This window comes from Thermoactinomyces sp. CICC 23799 (genome assembly GCF_016055145.1).
In the GTDB taxonomy this organism is placed as follows: Bacteria; Bacillota; Bacilli; order Thermoactinomycetales; family Thermoactinomycetaceae; genus Thermoactinomyces; species Thermoactinomyces intermedius.
In genome coordinates, this window is the sequence record NZ_JAECVV010000004.1 from 219390 (window position 1) to 241235 (window position 21846).

The window sequence follows — 21846 nt, forward strand, 5'->3', positions numbered from 1 at the left end:
CTATGTAAAATTTTTCCTTGATTTTTTGTGGTTTTGTCTCTCATCATTCATTGAATTACATCATACATTAAAGATGTATAGTTGCTAAAAATCTTGTCCACAATGATGAATGTTTTATGAGGATCAATTTTTATGCTAATATTTCTTTTAAAGGAAGAATAATAGAATAATAGACAAAGCTACTCTGTTATCGAGTAGCCGAAAGTAAAAAGTTGAGTTTCACAGGTTTCAAAAGTTAAAGAGTACAAAGGTATTACAGTTTCACTAATGTGTACATTACAACAAGCAGGCTAATAATAATACACCCTTTCAGTACTCTTGTTTGTGGCAGAGCAAGAGCATTCTTAATGGGTGTATCGGGGTGCTGGACTAAGTGTTTAATCACATCATACAAGGCACTTCCAGCTACCCCCATTATTAGCCCAAAAAGTAATGTAACGAGTGTAGTATTACTCATAATTTCTCCCTCCTTTCATTTCATTATTAATTTATATGAATGATTTTCGAAAAAATAAAGAAATTGTCTAAAATATTGGTTATTTTTTCTTCGTTTAAGAATATTTACCTATTTACACCATGCCATATTGACTATAAATAAACTATATATAGTATGGTTTTTTGGTGAGAAACTACTATATATTGTTCTTGATTAAACTAATTGAAAAGGTAAAGAAATAAGTTTCTATACTTAAAAGGATTATCGATTTTGTTTTATTGATTATTTAGAACATAGTTTTAAATAATATATTGCTATGTAAAAAAATCGTATGAACAAAGAAGAAACTAATGATCGAAGAAAAGAAATTGTAGATTTAACGAATGAGCTGTATCGTGATGTTGTAGCGATATTGCTATGACCTGCGAGTCTCCGCACTTTCTCGATATCGTTGTTCGTCGCTTTTAACATCCACTTACAAAATGTATGCCGGAACATATGGAGCGTGAGCTTTTTATTCGGTAGGATGTAGCTTTCAATCATTCGCTGCATTCCCCTTAGTAAGAATTTCAGTGATCGTTGACTATAAAAGACATATGGAGATGCTGCAACATAAAGTTTCTTTTTTTGGCCATTCCCACTCGAAACTTCAACTAATCCTCTAGTTCGGCTAATAAAATCTTCCGAGATAGGTACTACTTTCATTATTTTGTCTACAATACGAATTCGTTTTAACTCGAGATTCAGGTCTGTTATTTTCAAATTGGAAATTTCTTCAACACATAGACACGCGTATGTACGAAGGTAAATGATCACATGGACGCATCGGTATTTATGCAGTGGGATTTTGGGGGATAAATCCAGTGAAAAAGTGGATAACTGGCTTGTATAATAGGGGTATCACTTGATATTTTGGGGGACGTGTTTTATGCCTACCTTTCAGTTTGGGAAGACAGCTATTGAGTACACATTGCAGCAGGTGAAAGGGAAGGAAGATATTTCTATTGTTGTAGAGTGGATGGAGGGGGTTACAGTGGTAGCTCCCGATCATCTAGTTCTGGAAGAAATAAACCGAGTTTTGCGTAAGAAGGCAACGTGGATTTTAGATAAGTGGAACTCTTTGAATAAGATTAAGCGACCACCGGCTCCGTTAGAATTTGTTAGTGGAGAGAAATTACCGTATTTAGGGCGGTATTATCGAATTAAGGTGAAACAAAATCAAGATATCGATAAGGTAAAAGTGTTATTTCATCAAGGGAAATTTTATATTGAAACGCCAACATCAGCCGATGATATAGAGCATGTGCCTATGATTCGTGAAGCATTAAAATCTTGGTATATCCAGCGGGCGCAGGTGAAAGCGGAAGAACGGGTGAAACGTTATGCACAGCGTCTAGGGGTAACGCCGGCGAAGCTTGCGGTAAAAGAGCAGAAGTTTCGCTGGGGAACGTGCACACCACAGGGAGCGATTTATTTGAATTGGCGTCTTTTTCTGGCCCCAATGCGCATTTTTGATTATGTGATTGTGCATGAATTAGCCCATCTGCGTTACGCGGATCATTCGAAAAATTTTTGGAATCTGGTACGTTCGATTTTGCCGGATTATGAGGAACGTAAAGAATGGCTGCGTGTGAACGGCCCGACGCTAACGATATAGAAAAAAGCACCCATGAAGGGTGCGTTATTTTTTGTAATGGATTTCCGCCAGTTCAACGATTTGCTGAGCAAGCGCCTCGATTTTATCGGACGGGCATTTGCTTGTCCGGAGCTGGTGCTTGATTTTTTTACGCATTTCGCGTTTGACGTCTTCTTTGTTAACCCAGTCGATGACGACGAGGCCTTCGATATGTTCCACAATGATCTGGGTGATTTCTTTTAGCCGTTCTTTCTCTTCTTCTTGATCGGTCCATTCCTTTTGCAGCAATTGAAAAATCGGATAGGATTGCGGCGTCAGCCCTTCTTCTTCAATAGTTTTAGATTGTCCGCGCATCTCCTCAATCAATTTTTCCAACTCAAATGCGAGCTGGGCATCATTGATTCGCTTCTCTTTTCTCGCCTGAATGAGCTGTTCGAGACGTTCCTTCAGCGATGTGTAATAGACCGGATTTTGCTCGATTTTCACTTTGATTTCGTGACGGATCGCGTGCTCCATTTCCGACGCTTTCGCCTCGTCCGTCGTTAAACTTTTAACATGGGCGTCAAAATTCTTTTCGAGGATGCTGACGGGACGGTGAAGCGCCTTAATATCCGTCGCGTAAATATGGTCGTAAATGAGCTGCTTCACTTTTTCCCCGCAGTCAGAGATGTCCATCTGCTCGTCTCGGAAGCGGTTGCGCGCGTACTGGCGCACTTTCCCTAAAAATTTCAGGTCCTCGTAATACGGTTTTGCCTCCGGATGCGGCATGATCATGTCCATGCTTTCAGAGAAGCGTTTAAACGCCCGGTCAAAGGCGTGTCTCACGTCTTCGGGTTCTAAGATTTTCATGCACGCCTCAATGTCGTCGCGATTGACGCCGTCAAAAAAGCGCATGGCGGCGCGATGTCGCGACTGCAGTCGCGGTATCTCTGACTGGATCGACGTCATCGCTCCCTGGATGTCCGTTGGGTTAAAAATGGCCAATGCCTGCTTGAGGAACGCGGACACACCGTAATAGTCGACGATGAGACCATATGTCTTCTTGTCGTAGGTCCGATTCGTTCTTGCGATCGCCTGGAGCAAGTTATGTTCCTTTAGCGGTTTATCGAGGTACATCACTTGCTCGATCGGCGCGTCAAACCCCGTCAGTAGCATATCGCACACGATGATGAATGCCAGCTTGTCCTCATGTAAAGGCTTTTTAAAGCGCTCGATGTAGTGCTTTTGCTGCTCTTTGGTCAGGTGGTATTTTTTCAATCGGTCGTTGTCATTGTTGTTAGCGGAAATGATGACGACCGACTCCGGACCGTTGAGTTCATCGAGAATTTCTTTATACAGGACCGCGGTCTCGCGGTTGATCGCGACGATTTGCGCTTTGAAGCCGTTTGGTGCGATATGTTTCTCGTAATGTTCGATAATATCGAGACAGATCCGGCGAATACGCTGCGGCGCTCCGATAATGGCCTCCTCTGTCGCGTATTTCTTCTTGATCTGCTCCCGTTCCTCTTTCGAATAGTCTTGAAAGACGCGGTCAAAAATCGCGTCCAGCGACTCGCCCTCGACCCGTAATTCCGGCAGGCGGCTTTCGTAATAGATCGGGACTGTCGCCCCGTCCTCGACAGCCTGCTGGATGGTGTACGTGTCAATGTACGTGCCAAACGTTTGGACGGTGCTACGGTCTTCTTTGTCAATCGGCGTCCCCGTGAACCCTATATATACCGCATTCGGCAGCGACGACCGCATGTTCATCGCTAGTCCCCCGTAATTGGTGCGGTGCGACTCGTCAACGAGGACAAAGATGTTGTCCGCGTCATTTAAGAGCAGGTCACCCCCGTCGTCGACGTGATCCTGGAACTTTTGAATGGTCGTCATGATGGTTGCGCCTGTCGCTGTCCGCAGCAAGTCACGCAGATCCCGGACACTTTCGGCACGCCGCGGGTTCGGGAATCCGCAGCGACGGAACGTATTCGTGATTTGTTCGTCCAAATCGGTGCGGTCTGTCACGATGACGATGGACGGGTTGCGCAGTTCCTTGAGGCGGCGCAGTTTGACGGACAGGTAGAGCATCGTCAAGCTTTTTCCGGACCCTTGCGTCGCCCAGACGACGCCGCCCCGTTCCTTCGGTGTCTTGCCGGTTAAAATGCGTTCGACGGCCTTATTGGCGGCGCGGAATTGCTGGTAGCGGCAGACTTTCTTAATCGTGCGGCCGCCTTCTGCCTCGTAGACAACAAAGTTTTGGATCATGTCCAGCAGATTCTTTTTCGGGAACATGCCCGCGACCAAGATGTCCTGACGCGTCGGGCTGTCGCCGATGTCGCTTGGTTTAAGCGGATATGGGTCTTTCCATTCTCCAAAGTGTCGCAGTCTCGCGCCGATCGACCCGAATTTCGCCTGTTCGTTGCATGTCGCGACAACGACATGGTTGTAGTGGAAAAGACGCTCCGCCTCCTGCTGATAGCGAAGCAATTGCTGGACTGCCTCGCTGATTGGATGCGGCTTTGTCGGGCTTTTGCATTCGATGACGACAAGCGGCAGACCGTTGACAAACAAGACGACATCCGGAATGATGGTCGTCATCGGACCACTGATTTTCAATTGATTCACCACTAAAAATTCATTGTTTTCGGGATGGTCAAAATCAATCAACTTGACCGTCTGGCTTTTCTTCCCTTTCCCAAGGTCTTGCTGGATGGACACATAGTTCACGACCATGTCATAGAACTTCTCGTTAGCCTCCATGACGCTCGCGGCGTTGATATGGGTTACCATACGCACGACTTTATGGAGGTTGATGTCGTCAATCCACGGATTCAGGCGCTGGATCGCCTGTCTTAACCGTTTCTCCAACACGACATCCCGATGGGACATGCGCTCTGAATCGAGCTCATGTCCTGGAATGTACGTATATCCTAGTCCTTCTAATTGCTTGATTAATCGATGTTCAACTGGCCGTTCTTTTGCCCATTCGTAACTCACGACGACGTCACCTCGTCCTCATCTACCTTCACTCGGACTTTGCCGGTGAGAAGGACTTGCATGAGACCTGTTTTCATAAATTGAAGTTGATTCAACTTCTTTTTTTCTTTTTCAAACTTTGAATCCAAGGACAGTAATATTGCCGAAATTTTCTTTTGCTCAATTAAAGATGGTACGGGTAAAAGAAGGTTATGTAAATCTTGTTTATTGATTGCTGTGAAAGTACTTCCCTGTGACACTTTTAAAAGGCTAGATTTATAAATTTGCATTGCAAAATAAAGATAATCATTATTAATTTTGGTTGGAGTAATTGCCGCTAATCCTCGACCTATACAACATGTTTGATTAGCAATATTTAGCTCACCAACAGGAGCTCTTACACTTATAAGAATATCCCCTTTATTCGCTAATTTAGTTGGTTCAGTACACCATCTCTTTGGAATTGGATGTTTCATACCAAATTCTGCGTTACCTTGGAAAAATGGGATTCCTTCCCCTAAATCATTACATACAGCAGAACTCGGTGACTGACCCATATTTATTAAGGAGATTTCGCTCAAACGCTTAACTTCCCACTCTTCAGGAATCTCGCCAATCTCCGTCTTTTTAAATTTCGTATGTCCGATTCCTTTTGTAAGGAGTTGCTGCATCAGTCCTTTTTTCACTTTTTCCGTTTGCTCGATGATGGCTTCTGTTTTCTCAATCGCCTCATCTACAGTGGAAAGGATGGCAGCGATTTTGCGTTGTTCAGGAAGGGGGGGGATTTCTACTCTGTAAGATTTTAAAGTGCTCTTAGCTACTTCTTTAAATGTACTACCTGAACCAAGTTTTTCGAAATTGTCCTTATGGAATGTAAGAAGGTAGAGCAAAAAAAGATTATAGACATTATTTTTGCATATAAAATTTGCGAAACCTTGATTAGTCGCCATCGGAACAGTATTGATAGCACAATAGCCAATAGTCGCTCGACTAGTCATTAATACAGTCCCTGCGGGTAGTAGTTTAGCAGAACTGTTTTTTAATCCTTCTTCAGTGATATATTCAGCAGTTTTTTCAATTACTTTTTTATTATTTGTAATGTCTGTTGGAGTAGCCCATGGAATATTTCCATTCCAGTATGCGTGAACTTCTCTTTTTGGTGTTCCTCCACCTGTTATTTCAGCAATTTCTTCTAAAGTTACGGCATGCCATTCTAACTTTTCACTCATCATACCCCAACTCCTTTAAATACCCGTACATCACTTTTTCGATTTCCTCCCGCTCTTTTTCTAGCTGACGGAGTTGGCGAAGAGCTACAGCGATGTCGATTTGTTCTTCTTCTTCGGTGGCGTCGACATACCGTGCGATGTTTAGGTTGTAGTCATTTTCTTTGATTTCTTCGAGAGAAACGACGCGACAATATTTGTCCTGGTTTTCCCATTTTTCAAAGGCAGATACGATTTTATCAATGTCCTGATCACGAAGGACATTTTGGTTCTTCCCTTCTTGATAGTCGCGCGATGCGTCAATGAACAGCACGTGTCCTTTTCTTTCCGGCGCTTTGTTGCGATTTAGAATAAGGATACATGCTGGAATACCCGTTCCATAGAACAAGTTGGCTGGTAGACCGATTATTGCCTCTAACAAATCTTCTTCAAGAATACCTTGGCGAATTTTCCCTTCAGCGCCTCCACGGAACAAAACGCCATGCGGCATGACGACTCCAGCGATTCCCCGATGATTGAGAGTCGCGATCATATGCTGGACGAACGCATAGTCTCCCGCGGTTTTTGGCGGCAAACCAAAACGGAAACGGCCATATGGATCGGCTTCGGCTTCCTCGCGTCCCCAGTTTTTCAACGAAAACGGCGGATTGGCGATGACTCGGTCATATAAAAGTAGTTCTCCGTTTTCATCCAACAATTTCGGTTCTCGGATCGTATCACCTTTTTCAATGCGATGGTCGCTTAAGCCGTGCAAAAGTAAGTTCATTTTTGCAATGGCCCATGTGTTTAAGTTCTTTTCTTGTCCATGTAGTGTGAGGTTACGCGGGTTACCACCTTTTTCTTTGATGTAGTCAACAGCTTGAATAAGCATTCCCGCGCTTCCGACCGTCGGATCGCATATACGCATCCCTTCTTCTGGTTTAATGAGTTTGACGATTAGACGAACAACTTGGGAAGGCGTATAGAACTCTCCACCTTTTTTCCCTGCATCATCTGCGAATTGTTTAATGAGATATTCGTAAGCGCGTCCGAGAATGTCCGGATCGGATAAGTTTTCGTTGCGCAAATCGATTTTGCTGAAATGTTGAAGCAGCTGCATTAGCAGCTTATCCGGCAGTTTTTCTTTATCGTTAAAGTCGATGCTCGCAAGGACTCCTTCGAGGGATGGATTTTCCTCCTCCAGTTCTTCGAATGCCTTATTGATTGCCGCACCGATGTCCTGAGTAAGAGAGGTGATATACGACCAGCGCGCTCGTTCCGGCACAAAAAATTGGTGCTCGTCGCGGTCGTACCATCCGTAGTCTTCTCCTTCTTCGCGCTCGATGCGCTCCGCAGTTTCGACGAACACGTCATTTAGTCGTTTCAAAAACAATAGACCGAATATGTAATTTTTATAATCGGAGCTATCGATTGACCCCCGTAGTATATTGGCAGATTCCCATAAATGGGATTCAAGTTGTTGCAGTGTTAGTTTTTGTGTTGTCAATTCCATCATGTACCCCCTGTGAGTAGTAAATATGGTCTAATTTTATTTTACAGATGATATAAGGATTTGTCTTGAAGATGATGTATAAAATTTTGTGTAAAGCATTTTGCTAGAACAAAAGAAAAAAGGTAGGGTATTCTCTGATTTGGACCACAACACATTCCAGAGAAAGGAGTACCCTACCTATGTCTAAAAGAAGTATACCGAATGTCGACTGGGCAAATCAACTGGAAAATGCCATTCGTCAGTTTGTAAAAGAAAAATTAGAACTGATTATGCGGGAAGAAATCAAAAATTTCCTCGAAATCGAACAGGCTGGAACGCCGAATATGAGAAACGGCTACTATCAGCGAAATCTAGATACACAATATGGCCGGATTGAGGGTCTTTTGGTTCCAAGAGACCGAAACGGGGAATTTCAAACACAGTTGTTTGCCCCTTACCAACGGCACACGGGCTGGCTGGAGGAAGCCATCATCAGGATGTATCAAAGTGGCATGAGCACGCGTGAAATTGGCAAGTTTATCGAACGAATTCTAGGAAGCACCTATTCTCCTGCGACGATCAGCCGGATTACCGATGTCGTGAAGGAAGACATCGAGAAATGGCACGCTCGTCCACTACACAAGCGTTATTCGGTCTTATATTTGGACGGCTTGTACGTGAAACTTCGCCGGGATACGGTAGAGAAAGAAGTTATTTATGTGGTATTGGGGGTGAACGAAGAAGGGTATCGTGAAATTCTTGATTTCTTCGTAGGAGGACAAGAAAGCGCCTATGTATGGCAGGAGATTCTCCAACAGCTCTACAAAAGAGGCGTCAAGGAAGTGCTTCTTGGCGTCTTCGATGGCCTTCCGGGGTTGGAGGAAGCCTTTAAGGCGGTGTATCCGAAAGCCGATGTGCAGCGCTGTGTCGTTCACAAAGTCCGCAACACCCTCAGCCGTGTTCGGAAAAAAGATCAATTCGAAATGGCGGAGGACCTGAAACTCATTTATCGTTCTCCGAATAAAGAAATCGCATTGGAGATGTTTCAACAGTTTCAATCCAAATGGTCTCACAAATACCCAAGGGAAGTCCAATCTTGGGCAAATGAGTTGGATGTCCTTCTCACCTTTATGGACTATCCAAGCAGTATTCGAAGTGTGATTTATACGACCAATGCCATCGAACGAACGATCAAGGAGATTCGGAAACGCCTAAAACCGATGAACAGTTTGAGCAGTTTAGAAGCCGCTGAAAAAGTCGTATATTTGACGATACAGGACTTTAACGAGAAATGGGCAGGGCGAAATTTGCGAGGATTTGCCGAAGCGCAAGAAGCCCTTCAACGAATGTTTGAAGAACGTTATTGTTAACCAAATATTGTAAATAAACAAAATAAGGGGATTTTCCCTTTCCACACAAGAGACTGAATATTCAGTCTCCTGTGTGAAGGAAACCGGTTCCCTATCCATTCCAAATCCATTTCAGAGATACCCTATCTATCTTACATTACACAAAATTCTTGACGGTACCGTATTTTCTAACTATTCGTGATTGTCTATGAATCTACGGAAAAATCTTTTGTCATTCACTCGCGTTTTATCCTAAAAGGTTGAATAACGTAATGCATAACAAAAATCATGAGTGTAAAAAATAGGATTGTCACTGTATACAAAGGAGGTGTCTCTGATGGAACGATATGAACAATTCAACAAAAGTTTCATCAACGGCGAATGGGTCGATGGACTTAGCGAACGGACATATGGTAACTTAAACCCGTATGACAATTCCGTTATTGCAACCATTCGTCTGGCAACGAAAAAACAGCTTGCCGAAGCGTTTGACGTCGCCAAACAAGCTCAAAAAGAATGGGCGAACACACCCCCAGAAGAGAAAAAGGAAGTGCTCCGCAAAGCGGCGGAATATTTACGTTCCAATCGGGATGCAATTATGGATATGATCGCCCGCGAAACAGGCGGAAGCATCATTAAGGCGAATGTGGAAGTCGATTTATCGATTGGGCTTGTCGAAGAAGCAATCAACATGGTCGATGAATTGACAAAAGTGAAGGAAATTCCGTCGGAAACAGAAGGAAAAATCAACCGGATTTATCGCCTGCCATTAGGGGTCATCACATCGATTTCTCCGTTTAACTTTCCAATGAATTTGTCGATGAGAACAATCGCCCCAGCGATTGCGTTAGGAAATAGCGTCGCACATAAGCCGGATATCCAAACATGCTTCACAGGCGGCTCCATCATCGCAAGAGCCTTTGAATATGCCGGATTGCCAAAAGGAGTTTTAAACGTCATTCTCACCGATATCGATGAAATCGGCGACGATATGTTAACCAATCCGAATTCACAGCTTATTAGTTTTACTGGTTCGACCGCTGTCGGCAAGCATATCGGAGCGATCGCAGGCGGAATGTTAAAACGCGTCGCGCTAGAGCTTGGCGGTAACAACCCGTTTGTCGTTCTTGCTGATGCCAATGTGGATCGTGCCGTTGACGCAGCAATATTCGGCAAGTTTATCCATCAAGGGCAAATTTGTATGATTATTAACCGCATCATTGTCCATAAAAACCATTATGATGAGTTTGTCGAAAAATTCGTCGAACGGGCGAAAGCGCTTCCGTATGGCGACCCGCGCGATCCGAAAACGATCATCGGTCCGCTGATTAACGAAAAACAAATCGAAAAAGCCTTGGCGATCATTGAAGAAGCGAAAAAAGAAGGTGCCAAAGTGGCGCTCGAAGGAAAGCGAATCGGCAACATTTTAACGCCGACTGTATTTGTCGATGTCGATAATAACAGCAAACTGGCACAAACCGAATTGTTCTCCCCAATCGCGACCATTATTAAAGCTGAATCCGATGACGAGGCGATCGCGATGGCGAACGATACCGAATATGGTTTAAGTTCAGCGATTTTCACCGAAGATTTAAGCGAAGGCGAACAATTAGCCTTACAAATTGAAAGCGGTATGACACATATTAACGATCAGACGGTCAATGATAGCCCGACCGTCCCGTTTGGCGGCACAAAATCCAGCGGTATCGGACGGTTCGGAAACCCGTGGGTTGTGGAAGAGTTTACGATGACAAAATGGGTATCGGTTCAAAAGGAGTATCGCCGCTATCCGTTTTAGTAGTCCAAGAAAAAGGGGCCGACCGAAAAGCAGAATTGCTTTCCAATCAGCCCCTTTTAAAATTCGCTTGTATTGGCGTGAATCGTGACTTGTTGGATTTTTACAACTGTTTTTCCCCTTTCACACCATTAATCGAGTAGCTTGCCGTAATGTTGGCATTTAACGAATGGGATACAGAGCAGTACTTCTCTTTAGACAATTGAATGGCACGGACGACTTTGTCCTCTGGCAAATCCCCTTCTAACACATAATGAATGTGAATATCCGTAAACCGTTTCGGATGATCGTCCGCACGGGTTCCTTCCACTTCCATATAAAACGAACGAACCTCAAGTCGCATTTTTGTCAAGATCGATATAATGTCAATTCCCGTACATCCGGCAAGCCCATGTAAAATCAATTCCATCGGTCTCGCTCCAGAATCTTGCCCCCCTGCTTCTTTGGAGGCATCCATCGGGATTTCCACTCCCGAAGCGCTCATCCCTGTAAATGACATTTGCCCATTCCACGTCACTTTCGCTTTCACTTTTTCTTCCTCCTCTTTTTGCTCCAGCGGTGAAATAAATGATGTACCCGTGGTGCTAGTTGAGTCTTAACGCTCAACTAGCCCAAGAACAACAAGCGAGTAAGCCAGTAAAATACCATCCAGTGCCGTTTCAAATCCAGAAACCGAATTGGCACGAATTTCCGTAATCCGAAATGAATCCACTAAAACCGAGAACGCAGTTTCGACGATTTTGCGTTTTTGCTTCATCCATTGTTTCCATTTTTTTGATTGCGCAACTCGTTGATTTTTCCGAGCAGGCGTCCAAAAAGCGATTTTGTATTCATCGTATAGTTTCTTTTGCAAGGCTTGGCTCACATATCCTTTGTCGCCAAGTGTATACGGATGAGGAAGTTGGGCCATCACGGTTTCCGCAGCTGTCCGGTCGTGGCAGGATGCTTCGGTCAGGACATATCCCATCGGAAGCGCTTGGTCGGTAATCTGAAGATGAAGCTTAAATCCATAGTAAGCCATCTTTTTGGATGCACAATACCCAATATCTGCGATTCCTTGAAATCGTTTGACGCGATACATTCGTGCGTGGAGGCAGAGTTCAATGGGTAAGCTATCCACCACCGCATAAGCGTGATGTTGTCCACGTTTGGCGAGTTGGTGACGAATCCATTTGATCGCCCAACGCAACGACCGGCATCGACGGTTGTATCGAGAGCGCTCAGGGAACAAGACCTTGGGAAACAAATTCCCAATCACAAACCGATGCCAAGCCCGTTCGGAAGTGAAGCCCAACAACTTTCCAAGGACATGGATGGTGATGATGACTTCGTCTTTCTGTTTCAACAAATGACGATTTCGACGTTGAAGAGGAATCTGGATACTCGATAGTTGAGCCGATACAAAAAGCAAAATCGATGCATATTGTTTTTGAAGTTTGACACGATCTGTAGTAAAATGAAAGTGCTCTTGCATGGGGATTCTCCTTTCGAATGGTAGGTCGCACTTTCATTCTACAGGAGATTCGCCAGGCAAGAGCTATTTTTTATGCTTGTTTGATTTTATCTAGCACCACGGGTATGATGTTACTATTCAGTTTACTTTGCCAAAAAAATAAATGCAAAAAAAATATCTTTTCGTATACAGATGATGTATAAAATTTTGTGTAAAGCATTTTGCTAGAACAAAAGAAAAAAGGTAGGGTATTCTCTGATTTGGACCACAACACATTCCAGAGAAAGGAGTACCCTACCTATGTCTAAAAGAAGTATACCGAATGTCGACTGGGCAAATCAACTGGAAAATGCCATTCGTCAGTTTGTAAAAGAAAAATTAGAACTGATTATGCGGGAAGAAATCAAAAATTTCCTCGAAATCGAACAGGCTGGAACGCCGAATATGAGAAACGGCTACTATCAGCGAAATCTAGATACACAATATGGCCGGATTGAGGGTCTTTTGGTTCCAAGAGACCGAAACGGGGAATTTCAAATACAGTTGTTTGCCCCTTACCAACGGCACACGGGCTGGCTGGAGGAAGCAATCATTAGGATGTACCAAAGTGGCATGAGCACGCGTGAAATTGGCAAGTTTATCGAACGAATTCTAGGAAGCACCTATTCTCCTGCGACGATCAGCCGGATTACCGATGTCGTGAAGGAAGACATCGAGAAATGGCACGCTCGTCCACTACACAAGCGTTATTCGGTCTTATATTTGGACGGCTTGTACGTGAAACTTCGCCGGGATACGGTAGAGAAAGAAGTTATTTATGTGGTATTGGGGGTGAACGAAGAAGGGTATCGTGAAATTCTTGATTTCTTCGTAGGAGGACAAGAAAGCGCCTATGTATGGCAGGAGATTCTCCAACAGCTCTACAAAAGAGGCGTCAAGGAAGTGCTTCTTGGCGTCTTCGATGGCCTTCCGGGGTTGGAGGAAGCCTTTAAGGCGGTGTATCCGAAAGCCGATGTGCAGCGCTGTGTCGTTCACAAAGTCCGCAACACCCTCAGCCGTGTTCGGAAAAAAGATCAATTCGAAATGGCGGAGGACCTGAAACTCATTTATCGTTCTCCGAATAAAGAAATCGCATTGGAGATGTTTCAACAGTTTCAATCCAAATGGTCTCACAAATACCCAAGGGAAGTCCAATCTTGGGCAAATGAGTTGGATGTCCTTCTCACCTTTATGGACTATCCAAGCAGTATTCGAAGTGTGATTTATACGACCAATGCCATCGAACGAACGATCAAGGAGATTCGGAAACGCCTAAAACCGATGAACAGTTTGAGCAGTTTAGAAGCCGCTGAAAAAGTCGTATATTTGACGATACAGGACTTTAACGAGAAATGGGCAGGGCGAAAGTTGCGAGGATTTGCCGAAGCGCAAGAAGCCCTTCAACGAATGTTTGAAGAACGTTATTGTTAACCAAATATTGTAAATAAACAAAATAAGGGGATTTTCCCTTTCCACACAAGAGACTGAATATTCAGTCTATTGTGTGAAGGAAACCGGTTCCCTATCCATTCCAAATCCATTTCAGAGATACCCTATCTATCTTACATTACACAAAATTCTTGACGGTACCATAAGCCGAATTCTGACTGCTGATTTCATGTTAAAGGGGCTTTCAACCATTGTTGAGTTAACAAGAGTAAAATAGGCTTATGTTCAATAATATTTATTTTAGGGAAATCCTCAGGAATCGAACTGCCTCCAATTTCAGATAAAAATTGCATGCAAGTTTCAAGTATTTCTTCATAGTAACTGTCTATTTCAAAATAAAACTCGCTATTTTCCTCTTTTAAAGTTGCTTGAATCACTCTTATTTGGTTAATAAGATCAATCAGCTCCCTACTTTCATGAGCATTATAATGACCGCCAACTCCTGGTTTTGATACCAATTGTTCTTATTCTTATCCCACTCGGGTCCCGGAAAAGAGTAACATATCCTCGCACTAACTCATGAACAGCTTCCGTCACGTCCTCTTGAGAAGCAAGAGCCTTTTTAACTCTCTTTTTGTCCATTGCTTCCCATTGATATACCTCATCATTTCCAATTTTTATAAATTTCCCGTCTCCGAGAAGTTTCCGGGTTCTTTTATTCGTTGGCACATAAGATTCATCTTTTACTCGTTGGCATACAATACGAAAAATCTCGCTATTTTGATTCCAAAATCTTTTTTGCAGGTTCTGAGCTGCATTAATATCTGCATGCAAAACGACTAATTTGCAATCAGAGGAATACGGATTAGACAGAGTGACAAACAACTCTCCCCCAGACCATGAGACAATATCTCCGGGTTTTAATAACGAAAGTTCTTCTTCCTTCAAAAATCCTGTTTCCAGCAGTTTCTGTTTTACCTGTTCCAGATCTGCCTCAGTTACAGCGTGACAACGGCGGGAAGTGTAAGCGGAATAGACATCCCCGACCTGAATTCCGTAGATTTCCGCGGGAGATGGAATGACTTTGGAGTTTCGTAACTCCGGAAATCGATCGAACTTGAATATATATCTACATACCAACTCTGAAAATAAGGAGCCATTTAACTATATTGTTGATTGGTTCGAAGAACGTGACCAGGGATTGCAATATTTCAATGAAGAAGAACAAATGTACTCAAACATCGAGGGCTTTTATCTTTCACTGGAATTCAATGGGCCAGTTCTAGTAGAGAAAATACAAGAAATTGCACAAGCTAATGGATACGAGTTGAATATAATCTATAAAGAAAGCGTATCATTTGAACATGGTGCTGGTAACTTTATGGAATTCATAACTTTTTTAGTTAAGCCAGCATCCGAAGCGATCAGCAACATATCGTTGAATTTATTGAGTAACATAATATATGATAAGTTAAAAGAAGATCATCCTACAAAATATTTTGCAGGAACTATTAATCCCGAAGCTATTCTAAATATTGTTGTAGATCACTTTAGAGAGGAATCCAAAGCTAGTTTATTGTATAGGGGAGCAATTACAGATCACGAAACGGGAAATTGTACACATTTAGTACAATCCTGCTATTGTGATTATGAGATAGAATTTGATAAAAATCAGATTGTTCGAATTGAATCGAAACCCCGTACACAGACACGTATCTAAATTAGAGCTTCATAATCACCCCGAGAATTAATCAGCGAATCTCTCCGAGGGATTCAAATTAGTGCAATTCACATAAAAAGAAAGCAGCCCATTAGGTTTTTGGGCTGCTTTTTAATATGTTCAAGTATCGATTCAAAGTGTCCATATTCTTGCTAGTCGGTTTCACTTAAAGCCAGAAGTATTTTACTTAATCAAATAAGTCGTTTCATCGAGGTGGGATTGAGAATTGATTTTGGAAAAAGGTATAGGAAAGAGTCGGACTTGCAGCAAAAGTGATGTTCGGCTTTTTAGACGGCTGTTGTTCTTTGTGTCGTTTCATAATACTAAGTGAGATCAGCTTGTCGCACCGGGGCGTTCTTTTCCTGGATGAATTGCCGGAGTTTTCCAAAACGGTGCTGGAAGTGCTCAGGCAGCCCTTGGAAGACGGGACCGTCACCCTGGGAAGGGCAAGAGCGGTTTACACTTACCCGGCGGAATTTATGCTGGTGGCTTCCATGAACCCGTGTCCGTGCGGCTTTTTTGGTTATGAAGAGGATCGCAGTTGCACCTGCACCCCGCACCAAGTGCAACGGTACCGGTCCAAAATTTCCGGTCCCTTACTGGATCGGATCGACATCCACATCGAGGTGCCGAAAGTGGATTTTAAAACATTGAGCGAAGGGGAAAGAGGGGAAACCTCCGCTTCCATCCGAAAACGGGTGAACCAGGCACGAAAAAGGCAGCAGGAACGTTTCCGGGGAAGCGAAACGAAAACCAACAGCACCATGAGTACGGCCGATATCCGCAAATATTGCAAGTTGGATCCGGCGTCGCTCCAACTGATGAAGCAGGCTTTTGAAACCCTCGGTTTGAGTGCCCGGGCGCATGACCGCATCCTCAAGGTGGCCCGCACCATCGCCGACTTGGCAGGAAAAGAAAACATCGAGCCTGCCCATATTGCCGAAGCGATCCAGTACCGGACACTTGACCGGAAGTTTTGGGAGTGACACACTCTGAATCAGAACGCCTTCATATCAAGGCAAACTCTCAAACAATTTAAGCCGGCTGGGATGCCACCTCATGCTGCAGCATCAGGATAATCTTGTTCTACCATCAAAAAATACAAAAGTTGTTTGATGGATTTGGCCAATAGTAAATATGGCATGGAAATAAAGCAGAGAGGAATGAATCATGCAGAAACCACCAGAAATGCAATTACCACCGGAGATCAGAGCAGCATTGGAGAAGATTGATTTTATCAACAGGTACAAAAGTCTGGCTGCAAGGTACAAATTTAAGTCTGATGAAAGGTTTAAAAACTATGATAACAATGAAGTGTCGAAGATATTTGCTGAATTGGGTTATCCGGCCCGTTACGATAAAAGGGAAAATTTCTTTCAAATTGTAGAGGAATATCCTTCCTTTCAATTTGGATTTCATATCTATCTCAAATATGCTCTTTTGGAGTTGATCTGGGTGGTCCGAAAAGATGGGGAGTTACTGATTGGTGATCCATGGGACTGGTTAAAGCAGTTATTGGATGGTACAGACGAACGTTTCAGAGCAGCCGGATTCCGCAATTATGATGATTTAAGGGAAATATTGAAAGAAGCATTTGAGATGTATGAGGATTTTAAACGAGTGTTGCTGGAAACCACTGATCCTGAATAATTATATTCCCAAGGCGATAAGGAAGCTATATCGCCCTTTTTTTAATCTTTGTATCAAAGAGGAGACAGTATGAGTTTAGTATCGAAGAAGCATAGAATAACCCGCATGAGTTATCAAGTGATCGGACAATGGACAATAGGTCAAGCTGGTGTCATTTCATAAATCCACGTGAAATCAGCTTGATGCACTGGTGGGTTCTCCGGGTCTCCCTTCGGAGATGGACCTTTTTTATTTGCTCAAATATTCACAAGACAGAAATGAAGCATCTCATCAGAGAAAAGTGGGCAGGTAAAAATAATGCTTGTATCAATGACCTGCATTATTTTCTTGACGCACTTCTTCAAACCAAGAAAGAAAAATATCATCTGGTAAAAGCATATCGTCATTAGACCAGACTAAATCATACTTATATGTTGCTCGTAGTTTGTTCTCTTTTACCTTGTAATGCATTTTTATTTCGGTAGGCATTTCCCGATTAAATTCTTTACATTTATTATGAATTTGCTTTAATATTTCAACTCCTTTGTGTAGCATACTCCACTGTTTTTCTTTTGAAACATCATAAATTTTATCTTCTAATACCTCGTTTAGTTGGTTTTTATGAACAACCTTGCCGTTAATTTTATAGAACACGTTAAATGAATACGATAATTCACAAGAACAGTAAATATAGATATCATCCGCTCTGTTATTGACATACTCTAAACAGATCGCCACCATTTCAGCTTGTAACTCTGCAAGAACATCTTCAAAACCTTTTTTCATGGCTTTCACCCCTAATTTGGAATATGTTGCTCAAATCCGACGCCATCAATTGTATACTGTACATCAAAACTACTCGGCCTGCGAAGAAATCAGCGGTTATCTGTCCAAAAATTTTCAAGTGTCCCCGTTGACAAAAGCGCCCGCGCTCCAGCAGATCCGGCGCGAAAAGGAGCGCGAAGCCTTGAGAGCCAAAGCCAAGGACTTCGCCATTGAGAAGAAGCTCCCCGCCCATCTGGTCGATTTTTTCATTTCCGACAGTGAGGAAAAGACGCTGGAAAACTTGGGCCTCTTGGAACAGGTATGGACCCAATCTATTCAAGCCGCCGTCGGTGAAACGTTCAAACAGCACGGCCGCGAGCCGCACAAGCCAGCGAATCAGCAGCAGATGGACAACCCGTGGCGGAAAGAAACGTTTAACCTGACCAAGCAAGCCCAGATCCTCAAAGAGAACCCAGAGCTGGCCCAACAACTGATGACACAAGCAAAGGAATAAAAGGAGAGTGTGATAAATGGCTGTGACGAAAATTGCTGATGTTATCGTCCCTGAAGTATTTAACCCCTATGTTGTGAACCGTACAATGGAGCTTTCCGCTTTGTTTCAAAGTGGAATTGTTCAAAATAGCCCAGAATTTGATCGTCTGGCAAGCGCAGCAGCGAAAACGGTCAATATGCCGTTCTGGAGCGATCTGACTGGCGATGATGAAGTGCTTTCTGATTCTGGAGCTTTGACGCCTGGGAAAATCACTGCTGGCCAAGATGAAGCTGTAATCCTCCGGCGCGGACGTGCGTGGGGCGCGAATGATTTGGCTGCGGCTCTGGCTGGTGACGATCCTATGGGCGCCATCGCCGATCTCGTGGCCAGCTACTGGGCACGGATGATGCAAAAAGCACTGATCAACACCCTGACCGGTGTGTTCGCCTCCGCCTCCATGTCCGGCAACGTTCACGACATTTCCGGCCAGACGGGAGGTGCTGAGAAAATCAGTGCTTCCAGCTTTGTGGATGCCGTCCAAAAGCTGGGGGATGCCAAAAGCCAGTTGACAGGGATCGTGATGCATTCCGCTGTTGAGGCCGCACTTGCCAAACAGGATTTGATTCAATACGAACGGCCGTCTACCGGATCGCCGGAGGTCCCCTTTTACATGGGCAAACGGGTCATTGTTGACGATGCTTGCCCAGTGAACGCTGGCACCTACACCACCTATATTTTCGGCCCTGGTGCCATCGCTCTTGGCAACGGAAATCCCGTGAACTTTGTAGCCACAGAAACGGACCGCGACAGCTTGGCCGGTGAGGATTACCTGATCAACCGGAAAACCTATATCCTCCACCCGCGTGGCGTGGCGTTTACTGGAACGTTTACAGGCTCCAGCCCGACCAATGCTGAGTTGGCCACCGGAACCAACTGGACCCGAGTATATGAAAACAAGCAAATCCGCATCGTGAAGTTCGTACACAAAATCTAAGGGGGGCATGACGCCCTCCTCTTTGGTTTGGAGGTGAAAGCATGAGCGTGACCGCATTCAACCGGAGACGGCGCGAATTGGCGGCGCAAAAAGCTGCTGAAGAAGCAGCAAAACAGGAAGCCGATAAACAGACCGAACCGGAAACCAAGAAAGCGAAAAAGCCCTCAAAAAAGGGAGGTGAACGGGCGTGACGGTAGATGAAGTGAAGGCACTTTTACGGGTCAGCGGGACAGAGTATGACGCCTATCTCGACGCTATTCTCCCCATGGCAAAGGAATATGCTTCGACCTATTGCAACCGGGAATTCACCGATGAACAGGGAAACGAAGCGTTCCCCGGCGGCGTCAAGCTGGCGATTGCCAAGATGTGCGAATTCCACATGAAGCAGGCGGGAGTTCAAAGCGAAACCCTTGCGCGGCATAGCGTTACCTATTCGAGCGAATACCCGGTGGAAATCAAAACCATCCTGAACAACTACCGCCGCCCAAAATTCGTATGATCGAGCGGCGTTTTGTTTCCGGATTTGAATTGTGGCGATATACCGAGACATCCGATGAGCTGGGGAACCCGGTGAAGAACTGGTCAAAGGTGGCCGATCTGGCAGGAATCATGGACGCTGTGACCGGCAGCGAGCAACAGGTGGCCAACGCGCCACAAGTGGTGGCCACGCACATGTTTTTCACCCATGGCGATTCGGACATTCAGGAACGGGACCGCATCCGATACAAAGGGAAAGAATACAACGTCCTTTTCGTGGATGATCCAATGAACTATGGCCGTTTCCTCCAAGTGTCGCTGGAGCTGATCCGCTGATGGCTTACAAATCGAACATCAACCGGATCATCAAGCGACTAAGTGAAAATGAAGAACGAGCCCTGACAGCAACCGGTATTTTCATTCGCGGCGAGGCACAAGTCCGGGTCCCCATCGACACCGGTGCCCTCCGGGATAGCATCGATTTCATTGTGAATGACGGCCGGAAATCCGTGGTCATCGGCACCAACATCGAATATGCGCCCTACGTTGAATTTGGGACGGGTCGTTATGCACAAAACGGAGGGGGCCGAAAGACGCCTTGGGTGTACAAAAACCGAAAAGGCGAATGGGTTTGGACTGAGGGACAGAGACCACAGCCTTTTTTGACTCCGGCATTTGAGGACAACAAGCAGAAAATCAAAAAGCTGGTCGCGCGAGAATTGGGGCGTGGTTTGAAGTGATCGATTTACAAAAGTTCATTGTGGCTGAATTGAAAAAGATTCACTCCCGTGTGTACTAGGAATGGGCACCACAGGGCGCAGTTTTCCCGTATGTCGTCTATCGGCTTCCTGTCAGCAACCCCAGTGAATGGCGAGAAGATTTCATCTTGGAAATCGACGTATGGGACCAGCCCGCGGATGGATCAACCGTGACACTCCAAACACTGGCGGATAGCATTGATCGGGCTTTGAACCGTTTGAGATATACCGGGGATGGTTGGAATACACGGATATATCGGATCAACCGGCTGATGGTGCCTGATCCAGACCCAACCATTCGCCGCCGACAGTTGCGGTATGAACTGAGGACATACGAAAGTTAGGAGGATGACAATGCCGTACCAAACCCACGGAATCACGGCTGATACCGTGAAAAACATGTTGTTGGACGCTGGGGCCGTGTATGTGAATTATGGCGAAGTGGATGAAAGGCTGATTGGTGCGACCTCTGGCGGAAATAGTTTCACCGTAGAGCGCGAGATCAAGGAAATCGAAATCGACGGCGCACGGGGCAAAGTGAAAGGCGCCCGGCGGATTATCACTGAAAATGCCAGCCTTACGATTAATCTTTTGGAAATGTCGGTGGAGAATTTCAAAATGGCCCTGACAGCAGCCGATGTATCTGACGTGATGGATGAAGGTGGAAGCACGAAAATCGCCGACAAAATCCAACCACGTGGGCAAATTCTTGACTCGGACTATTTGAAAAACGTGGCCTTGGTAACGACTGTGAGCGGGACGGATCAACCCTGTGTCATCATCCTGTACAACGTCTTAGCGGATGATGAGATTGAATTGGAGCTGGAAGACAAGGAAGAAGGGAAACCGGAAATCGTCCTTTCCGCTCATTATGATCCGGCTAATCTGTCCCAAGTACCCTATGAAATCCGTTATCCGGTGGTGGGAGCATGAGACAACTAAAAACGAGCGATATTTTCCGTCTGTCGTCGATCATCCGTAAATTGAACCTGAAAAAAGAGCTGGCCGCCCTGAATGCCAAAGAACCGGAAAAGTTAGGGCTTCAGCTCTTTTTGTTGCTGTTTGAAAATCTCGATCAAGCAGAAGAGGAGATCACCAGCTTTTTCGCTGATCTTGCGGGGAAAACCCCTGATCAGTTCAAAGAAATGAGCTTAGAGGAATTGGGACAATTCATGGATGAATTGCGCCAGGTCAAAGGGCTTGGCGATTTTTTTCGCTCGCTCTTCAAGACCGAGAAAGCGAGCTGACAGACCTTTTACTC

At 44.6% G+C, this 21846-nt stretch carries 25 protein-coding genes and 1 pseudogene; 16 read left to right on the plus strand and 10 right to left on the minus strand.

The window, feature by feature from the left end; genetic code table 11:
- Nucleotides 1-253: 253 nt before the first annotated feature.
- Nucleotides 254-457 (minus strand): hypothetical protein, encoded by a 204-nt coding sequence (locus I8U21_RS07235; protein ID WP_099233669.1) that lies wholly within the window; start codon nucleotides 455-457, stop codon nucleotides 254-256.
- Between the two features lie 261 nt (nucleotides 458-718).
- Nucleotides 719-1252: a tyrosine-type recombinase/integrase gene (locus tag I8U21_RS07240; RefSeq protein WP_370526895.1), complete on the minus strand. Its 534-nt coding sequence runs from the start codon at nucleotides 1250-1252 to the stop codon at nucleotides 719-721.
- 112 nt (nucleotides 1253-1364) lie between these two features.
- Here I8U21_RS07240 and I8U21_RS07245 point away from each other — a divergent pair, with 112 nt between their 5' ends.
- Nucleotides 1365-2093 carry a M48 family metallopeptidase gene (locus tag I8U21_RS07245; RefSeq protein ID WP_198053587.1) on the plus strand — a complete coding sequence of 243 codons (729 nt, stop codon included), beginning with the start codon at nucleotides 1365-1367 and terminating at the stop codon, nucleotides 2091-2093.
- Between the two features lie 24 nt (nucleotides 2094-2117).
- Here the strand turns inward: I8U21_RS07245 and I8U21_RS07250 are convergent, their stop codons facing one another.
- The 3 genes from I8U21_RS07250 to I8U21_RS07260 are packed head-to-tail and all read right to left on the minus strand — an operon-like array spanning nucleotide 2118 to nucleotide 7745.
- Nucleotides 2118-5048, minus strand: a complete 2931-nt coding sequence (locus I8U21_RS07250) for a type I restriction endonuclease subunit R (protein ID WP_198053588.1) — start codon at nucleotides 5046-5048, stop codon at nucleotides 2118-2120.
- Nucleotides 5045-6256 (minus strand): restriction endonuclease subunit S, encoded by a 1212-nt coding sequence (locus I8U21_RS07255; RefSeq protein WP_198053589.1) that lies wholly within the window; start codon nucleotides 6254-6256, stop codon nucleotides 5045-5047. Before I8U21_RS07255 ends, I8U21_RS07250 begins: the two co-directional genes overlap by 4 nt.
- Complete coding sequence (locus I8U21_RS07260; protein WP_198053590.1) at nucleotides 6249-7745, minus strand: class I SAM-dependent DNA methyltransferase; 1497 nt, start codon at nucleotides 7743-7745, stop codon at nucleotides 6249-6251. Before I8U21_RS07260 ends, I8U21_RS07255 begins: the two co-directional genes overlap by 8 nt.
- A gap of 179 nt (nucleotides 7746-7924) precedes the next feature.
- Here I8U21_RS07260 and I8U21_RS07265 point away from each other — a divergent pair, with 179 nt between their 5' ends.
- Together I8U21_RS07265 and I8U21_RS07270 are read left to right on the plus strand one after the other, a co-directional pair.
- Nucleotides 7925-9094, plus strand: coding sequence for an IS256 family transposase (locus tag I8U21_RS07265; protein WP_198053591.1), 1170 nt, complete (start codon nucleotides 7925-7927; stop codon nucleotides 9092-9094).
- A gap of 316 nt (nucleotides 9095-9410) precedes the next feature.
- Nucleotides 9411-10871, plus strand: a complete 1461-nt coding sequence (locus tag I8U21_RS07270) for an aldehyde dehydrogenase family protein (protein WP_198053592.1) — start codon at nucleotides 9411-9413, stop codon at nucleotides 10869-10871.
- Between the two features lie 100 nt (nucleotides 10872-10971).
- On the opposite strand, the gene I8U21_RS07275 is transcribed toward I8U21_RS07270, so the two are convergent.
- Both I8U21_RS07275 and I8U21_RS07280 read right to left on the minus strand, forming a co-directional pair.
- Nucleotides 10972-11397, minus strand: a complete 426-nt coding sequence (locus tag I8U21_RS07275; RefSeq protein WP_081160204.1) for an OsmC family protein — start codon at nucleotides 11395-11397, stop codon at nucleotides 10972-10974.
- Nucleotides 11398-11463: 66 nt separating this feature from the next.
- Nucleotides 11464-12342, minus strand: a complete 879-nt coding sequence (locus tag I8U21_RS07280; protein ID WP_198053593.1) for an IS982 family transposase — start codon at nucleotides 12340-12342, stop codon at nucleotides 11464-11466.
- 279 nt (nucleotides 12343-12621) lie between these two features.
- On the opposite strand from I8U21_RS07280, the gene I8U21_RS07285 reads away from it, so the two are divergent.
- Nucleotides 12622-13791 carry an IS256 family transposase gene (locus I8U21_RS07285; RefSeq protein WP_198053594.1) on the plus strand — a complete coding sequence of 390 codons (1170 nt, stop codon included), beginning with the start codon at nucleotides 12622-12624 and terminating at the stop codon, nucleotides 13789-13791.
- Nucleotides 13792-13976: 185 nt separating this feature from the next.
- Here the strand turns inward: I8U21_RS07285 and I8U21_RS07290 are convergent, their stop codons facing one another.
- Both I8U21_RS07290 and I8U21_RS07295 read right to left on the minus strand, forming a co-directional pair.
- Nucleotides 13977-14267 carry a hypothetical protein gene (locus I8U21_RS07290; RefSeq protein WP_198053595.1) on the minus strand — a complete coding sequence of 97 codons (291 nt, stop codon included), beginning with the start codon at nucleotides 14265-14267 and terminating at the stop codon, nucleotides 13977-13979.
- On the minus strand, nucleotides 14233-14889 hold the full coding sequence (locus tag I8U21_RS07295) for a hypothetical protein (protein WP_483316385.1): 657 nt from the start codon (nucleotides 14887-14889) through the stop codon (nucleotides 14233-14235). The genes I8U21_RS07290 and I8U21_RS07295 overlap by 35 nt, the downstream gene beginning before the upstream one ends.
- On the opposite strand from I8U21_RS07295, the gene I8U21_RS07300 reads away from it, so the two are divergent.
- From I8U21_RS07300 to I8U21_RS07310, 3 genes are all read left to right on the plus strand, one after another.
- Entirely contained in the window at nucleotides 14834-15469 is a 636-nt protein-coding gene (locus tag I8U21_RS07300) for a hypothetical protein (protein WP_198053597.1), read from the plus strand. The genes I8U21_RS07295 and I8U21_RS07300 overlap by 56 nt on opposite strands.
- 338 nt (nucleotides 15470-15807) lie before the next feature.
- On the plus strand, nucleotides 15808-16455 hold the full coding sequence (locus I8U21_RS07305) for an ATP-binding protein (RefSeq protein WP_232335447.1): 648 nt from the start codon (nucleotides 15808-15810) through the stop codon (nucleotides 16453-16455).
- Between the two features lie 184 nt (nucleotides 16456-16639).
- Nucleotides 16640-17119 carry a hypothetical protein gene (locus I8U21_RS07310; protein WP_198050747.1) on the plus strand — a complete coding sequence of 160 codons (480 nt, stop codon included), beginning with the start codon at nucleotides 16640-16642 and terminating at the stop codon, nucleotides 17117-17119.
- Between the two features lie 306 nt (nucleotides 17120-17425).
- Here the strand turns inward: I8U21_RS07310 and I8U21_RS07315 are convergent, their stop codons facing one another.
- A complete protein-coding gene (locus tag I8U21_RS07315; RefSeq protein ID WP_181730743.1) occupies nucleotides 17426-17884 on the minus strand; it encodes a DUF600 domain-containing protein in 459 nt (152 codons plus the stop codon).
- On the opposite strand from I8U21_RS07315, the gene I8U21_RS15170 reads away from it, so the two are divergent.
- The 9 genes and pseudogenes from I8U21_RS15170 (at nucleotide 17883) to I8U21_RS07355 (ending at nucleotide 21832) form a co-directional block, all read left to right on the plus strand.
- Nucleotides 17883-18377, plus strand: a complete 495-nt coding sequence (locus tag I8U21_RS15170; protein WP_255516940.1) for a capsid assembly scaffolding protein Gp46 family protein — start codon at nucleotides 17883-17885, stop codon at nucleotides 18375-18377. The genes I8U21_RS07315 and I8U21_RS15170 overlap by 2 nt on opposite strands.
- 16 nt (nucleotides 18378-18393) lie before the next feature.
- Nucleotides 18394-19350, plus strand: coding sequence for a major capsid protein (locus tag I8U21_RS07325; protein ID WP_198053599.1), 957 nt, complete (start codon nucleotides 18394-18396; stop codon nucleotides 19348-19350).
- A gap of 41 nt (nucleotides 19351-19391) precedes the next feature.
- Nucleotides 19392-19541: a hypothetical protein gene (locus I8U21_RS07330; protein ID WP_198053600.1), complete on the plus strand. Its 150-nt coding sequence runs from the start codon at nucleotides 19392-19394 to the stop codon at nucleotides 19539-19541.
- On the plus strand, nucleotides 19538-19849 hold the full coding sequence (locus I8U21_RS07335; protein WP_198053601.1) for a head-tail connector protein: 312 nt from the start codon (nucleotides 19538-19540) through the stop codon (nucleotides 19847-19849). Before I8U21_RS07330 ends, I8U21_RS07335 begins: the two co-directional genes overlap by 4 nt.
- Nucleotides 19846-20163, plus strand: a complete 318-nt coding sequence (locus I8U21_RS07340) for a phage head closure protein (RefSeq protein WP_232337563.1) — start codon at nucleotides 19846-19848, stop codon at nucleotides 20161-20163. Before I8U21_RS07335 ends, I8U21_RS07340 begins: the two co-directional genes overlap by 4 nt.
- Complete coding sequence (locus I8U21_RS07345; protein WP_198053603.1) at nucleotides 20163-20567, plus strand: HK97-gp10 family putative phage morphogenesis protein; 405 nt, start codon at nucleotides 20163-20165, stop codon at nucleotides 20565-20567. The genes I8U21_RS07340 and I8U21_RS07345 overlap by 1 nt, the downstream gene beginning before the upstream one ends.
- Before the next feature lie 77 nt (nucleotides 20568-20644).
- Nucleotides 20645-20929: pseudogene (locus I8U21_RS15375) on the plus strand (hypothetical protein); the annotation flags it as partial.
- 10 nt (nucleotides 20930-20939) lie between these two features.
- Complete coding sequence (locus I8U21_RS07350; protein WP_198053604.1) at nucleotides 20940-21518, plus strand: hypothetical protein; 579 nt, start codon at nucleotides 20940-20942, stop codon at nucleotides 21516-21518.
- Nucleotides 21515-21832 (plus strand): hypothetical protein, encoded by a 318-nt coding sequence (locus I8U21_RS07355; protein ID WP_198053605.1) that lies wholly within the window; start codon nucleotides 21515-21517, stop codon nucleotides 21830-21832. The genes I8U21_RS07350 and I8U21_RS07355 overlap by 4 nt, the downstream gene beginning before the upstream one ends.
- Nucleotides 21833-21846: the final 14 nt, after the last annotated feature.

Bases quoted from the DNA above. Each gene is read 5' to 3' on its own strand.
- I8U21_RS07235 (WP_099233669.1), bottom strand. From the start codon at position 457: ATGAGTAATACTACACTCGTTACATTACTTTTTGGGCTAATAATGGGG.
- I8U21_RS07245 (WP_198053587.1), top strand. From the start codon at position 1,365: ATGCCTACCTTTCAGTTTGGGAAGACAGCTATTGAGTACACATTGCAG.
- I8U21_RS07255 (WP_198053589.1), bottom strand. From the start codon at position 6,256: ATGAGTGAAAAGTTAGAATGGCATGCCGTAACTTTAGAAGAAATTGCT.
- I8U21_RS07260 (WP_198053590.1), bottom strand. From the start codon at position 7,745: ATGGAATTGACAACACAAAAACTAACACTGCAACAACTTGAATCCCAT.
- I8U21_RS07265 (WP_198053591.1), top strand. From the start codon at position 7,925: ATGTCTAAAAGAAGTATACCGAATGTCGACTGGGCAAATCAACTGGAA.
- I8U21_RS07270 (WP_198053592.1), top strand. From the start codon at position 9,411: ATGGAACGATATGAACAATTCAACAAAAGTTTCATCAACGGCGAATGG.
- I8U21_RS07280 (WP_198053593.1), bottom strand. From the start codon at position 12,342: ATGCAAGAGCACTTTCATTTTACTACAGATCGTGTCAAACTTCAAAAA.
- I8U21_RS07285 (WP_198053594.1), top strand. From the start codon at position 12,622: ATGTCTAAAAGAAGTATACCGAATGTCGACTGGGCAAATCAACTGGAA.
- I8U21_RS07310 (WP_198050747.1), top strand. From the start codon at position 16,640: ATGCAGAAACCACCAGAAATGCAATTACCACCGGAGATCAGAGCAGCA.
- I8U21_RS15170 (WP_255516940.1), top strand. From the start codon at position 17,883: ATGGCTTTCACCCCTAATTTGGAATATGTTGCTCAAATCCGACGCCAT.
- I8U21_RS07315 (WP_181730743.1), bottom strand. From the start codon at position 17,884: ATGAAAAAAGGTTTTGAAGATGTTCTTGCAGAGTTACAAGCTGAAATG.
- I8U21_RS07325 (WP_198053599.1), top strand. From the start codon at position 18,394: ATGGCTGTGACGAAAATTGCTGATGTTATCGTCCCTGAAGTATTTAAC.
- I8U21_RS07330 (WP_198053600.1), top strand. From the start codon at position 19,392: ATGAGCGTGACCGCATTCAACCGGAGACGGCGCGAATTGGCGGCGCAA.
- I8U21_RS07340 (WP_232337563.1), top strand. From the start codon at position 19,846: ATGATCGAGCGGCGTTTTGTTTCCGGATTTGAATTGTGGCGATATACC.
- I8U21_RS07345 (WP_198053603.1), top strand. From the start codon at position 20,163: ATGGCTTACAAATCGAACATCAACCGGATCATCAAGCGACTAAGTGAA.
- I8U21_RS07350 (WP_198053604.1), top strand. From the start codon at position 20,940: ATGCCGTACCAAACCCACGGAATCACGGCTGATACCGTGAAAAACATG.
- I8U21_RS07355 (WP_198053605.1), top strand. From the start codon at position 21,515: ATGAGACAACTAAAAACGAGCGATATTTTCCGTCTGTCGTCGATCATC.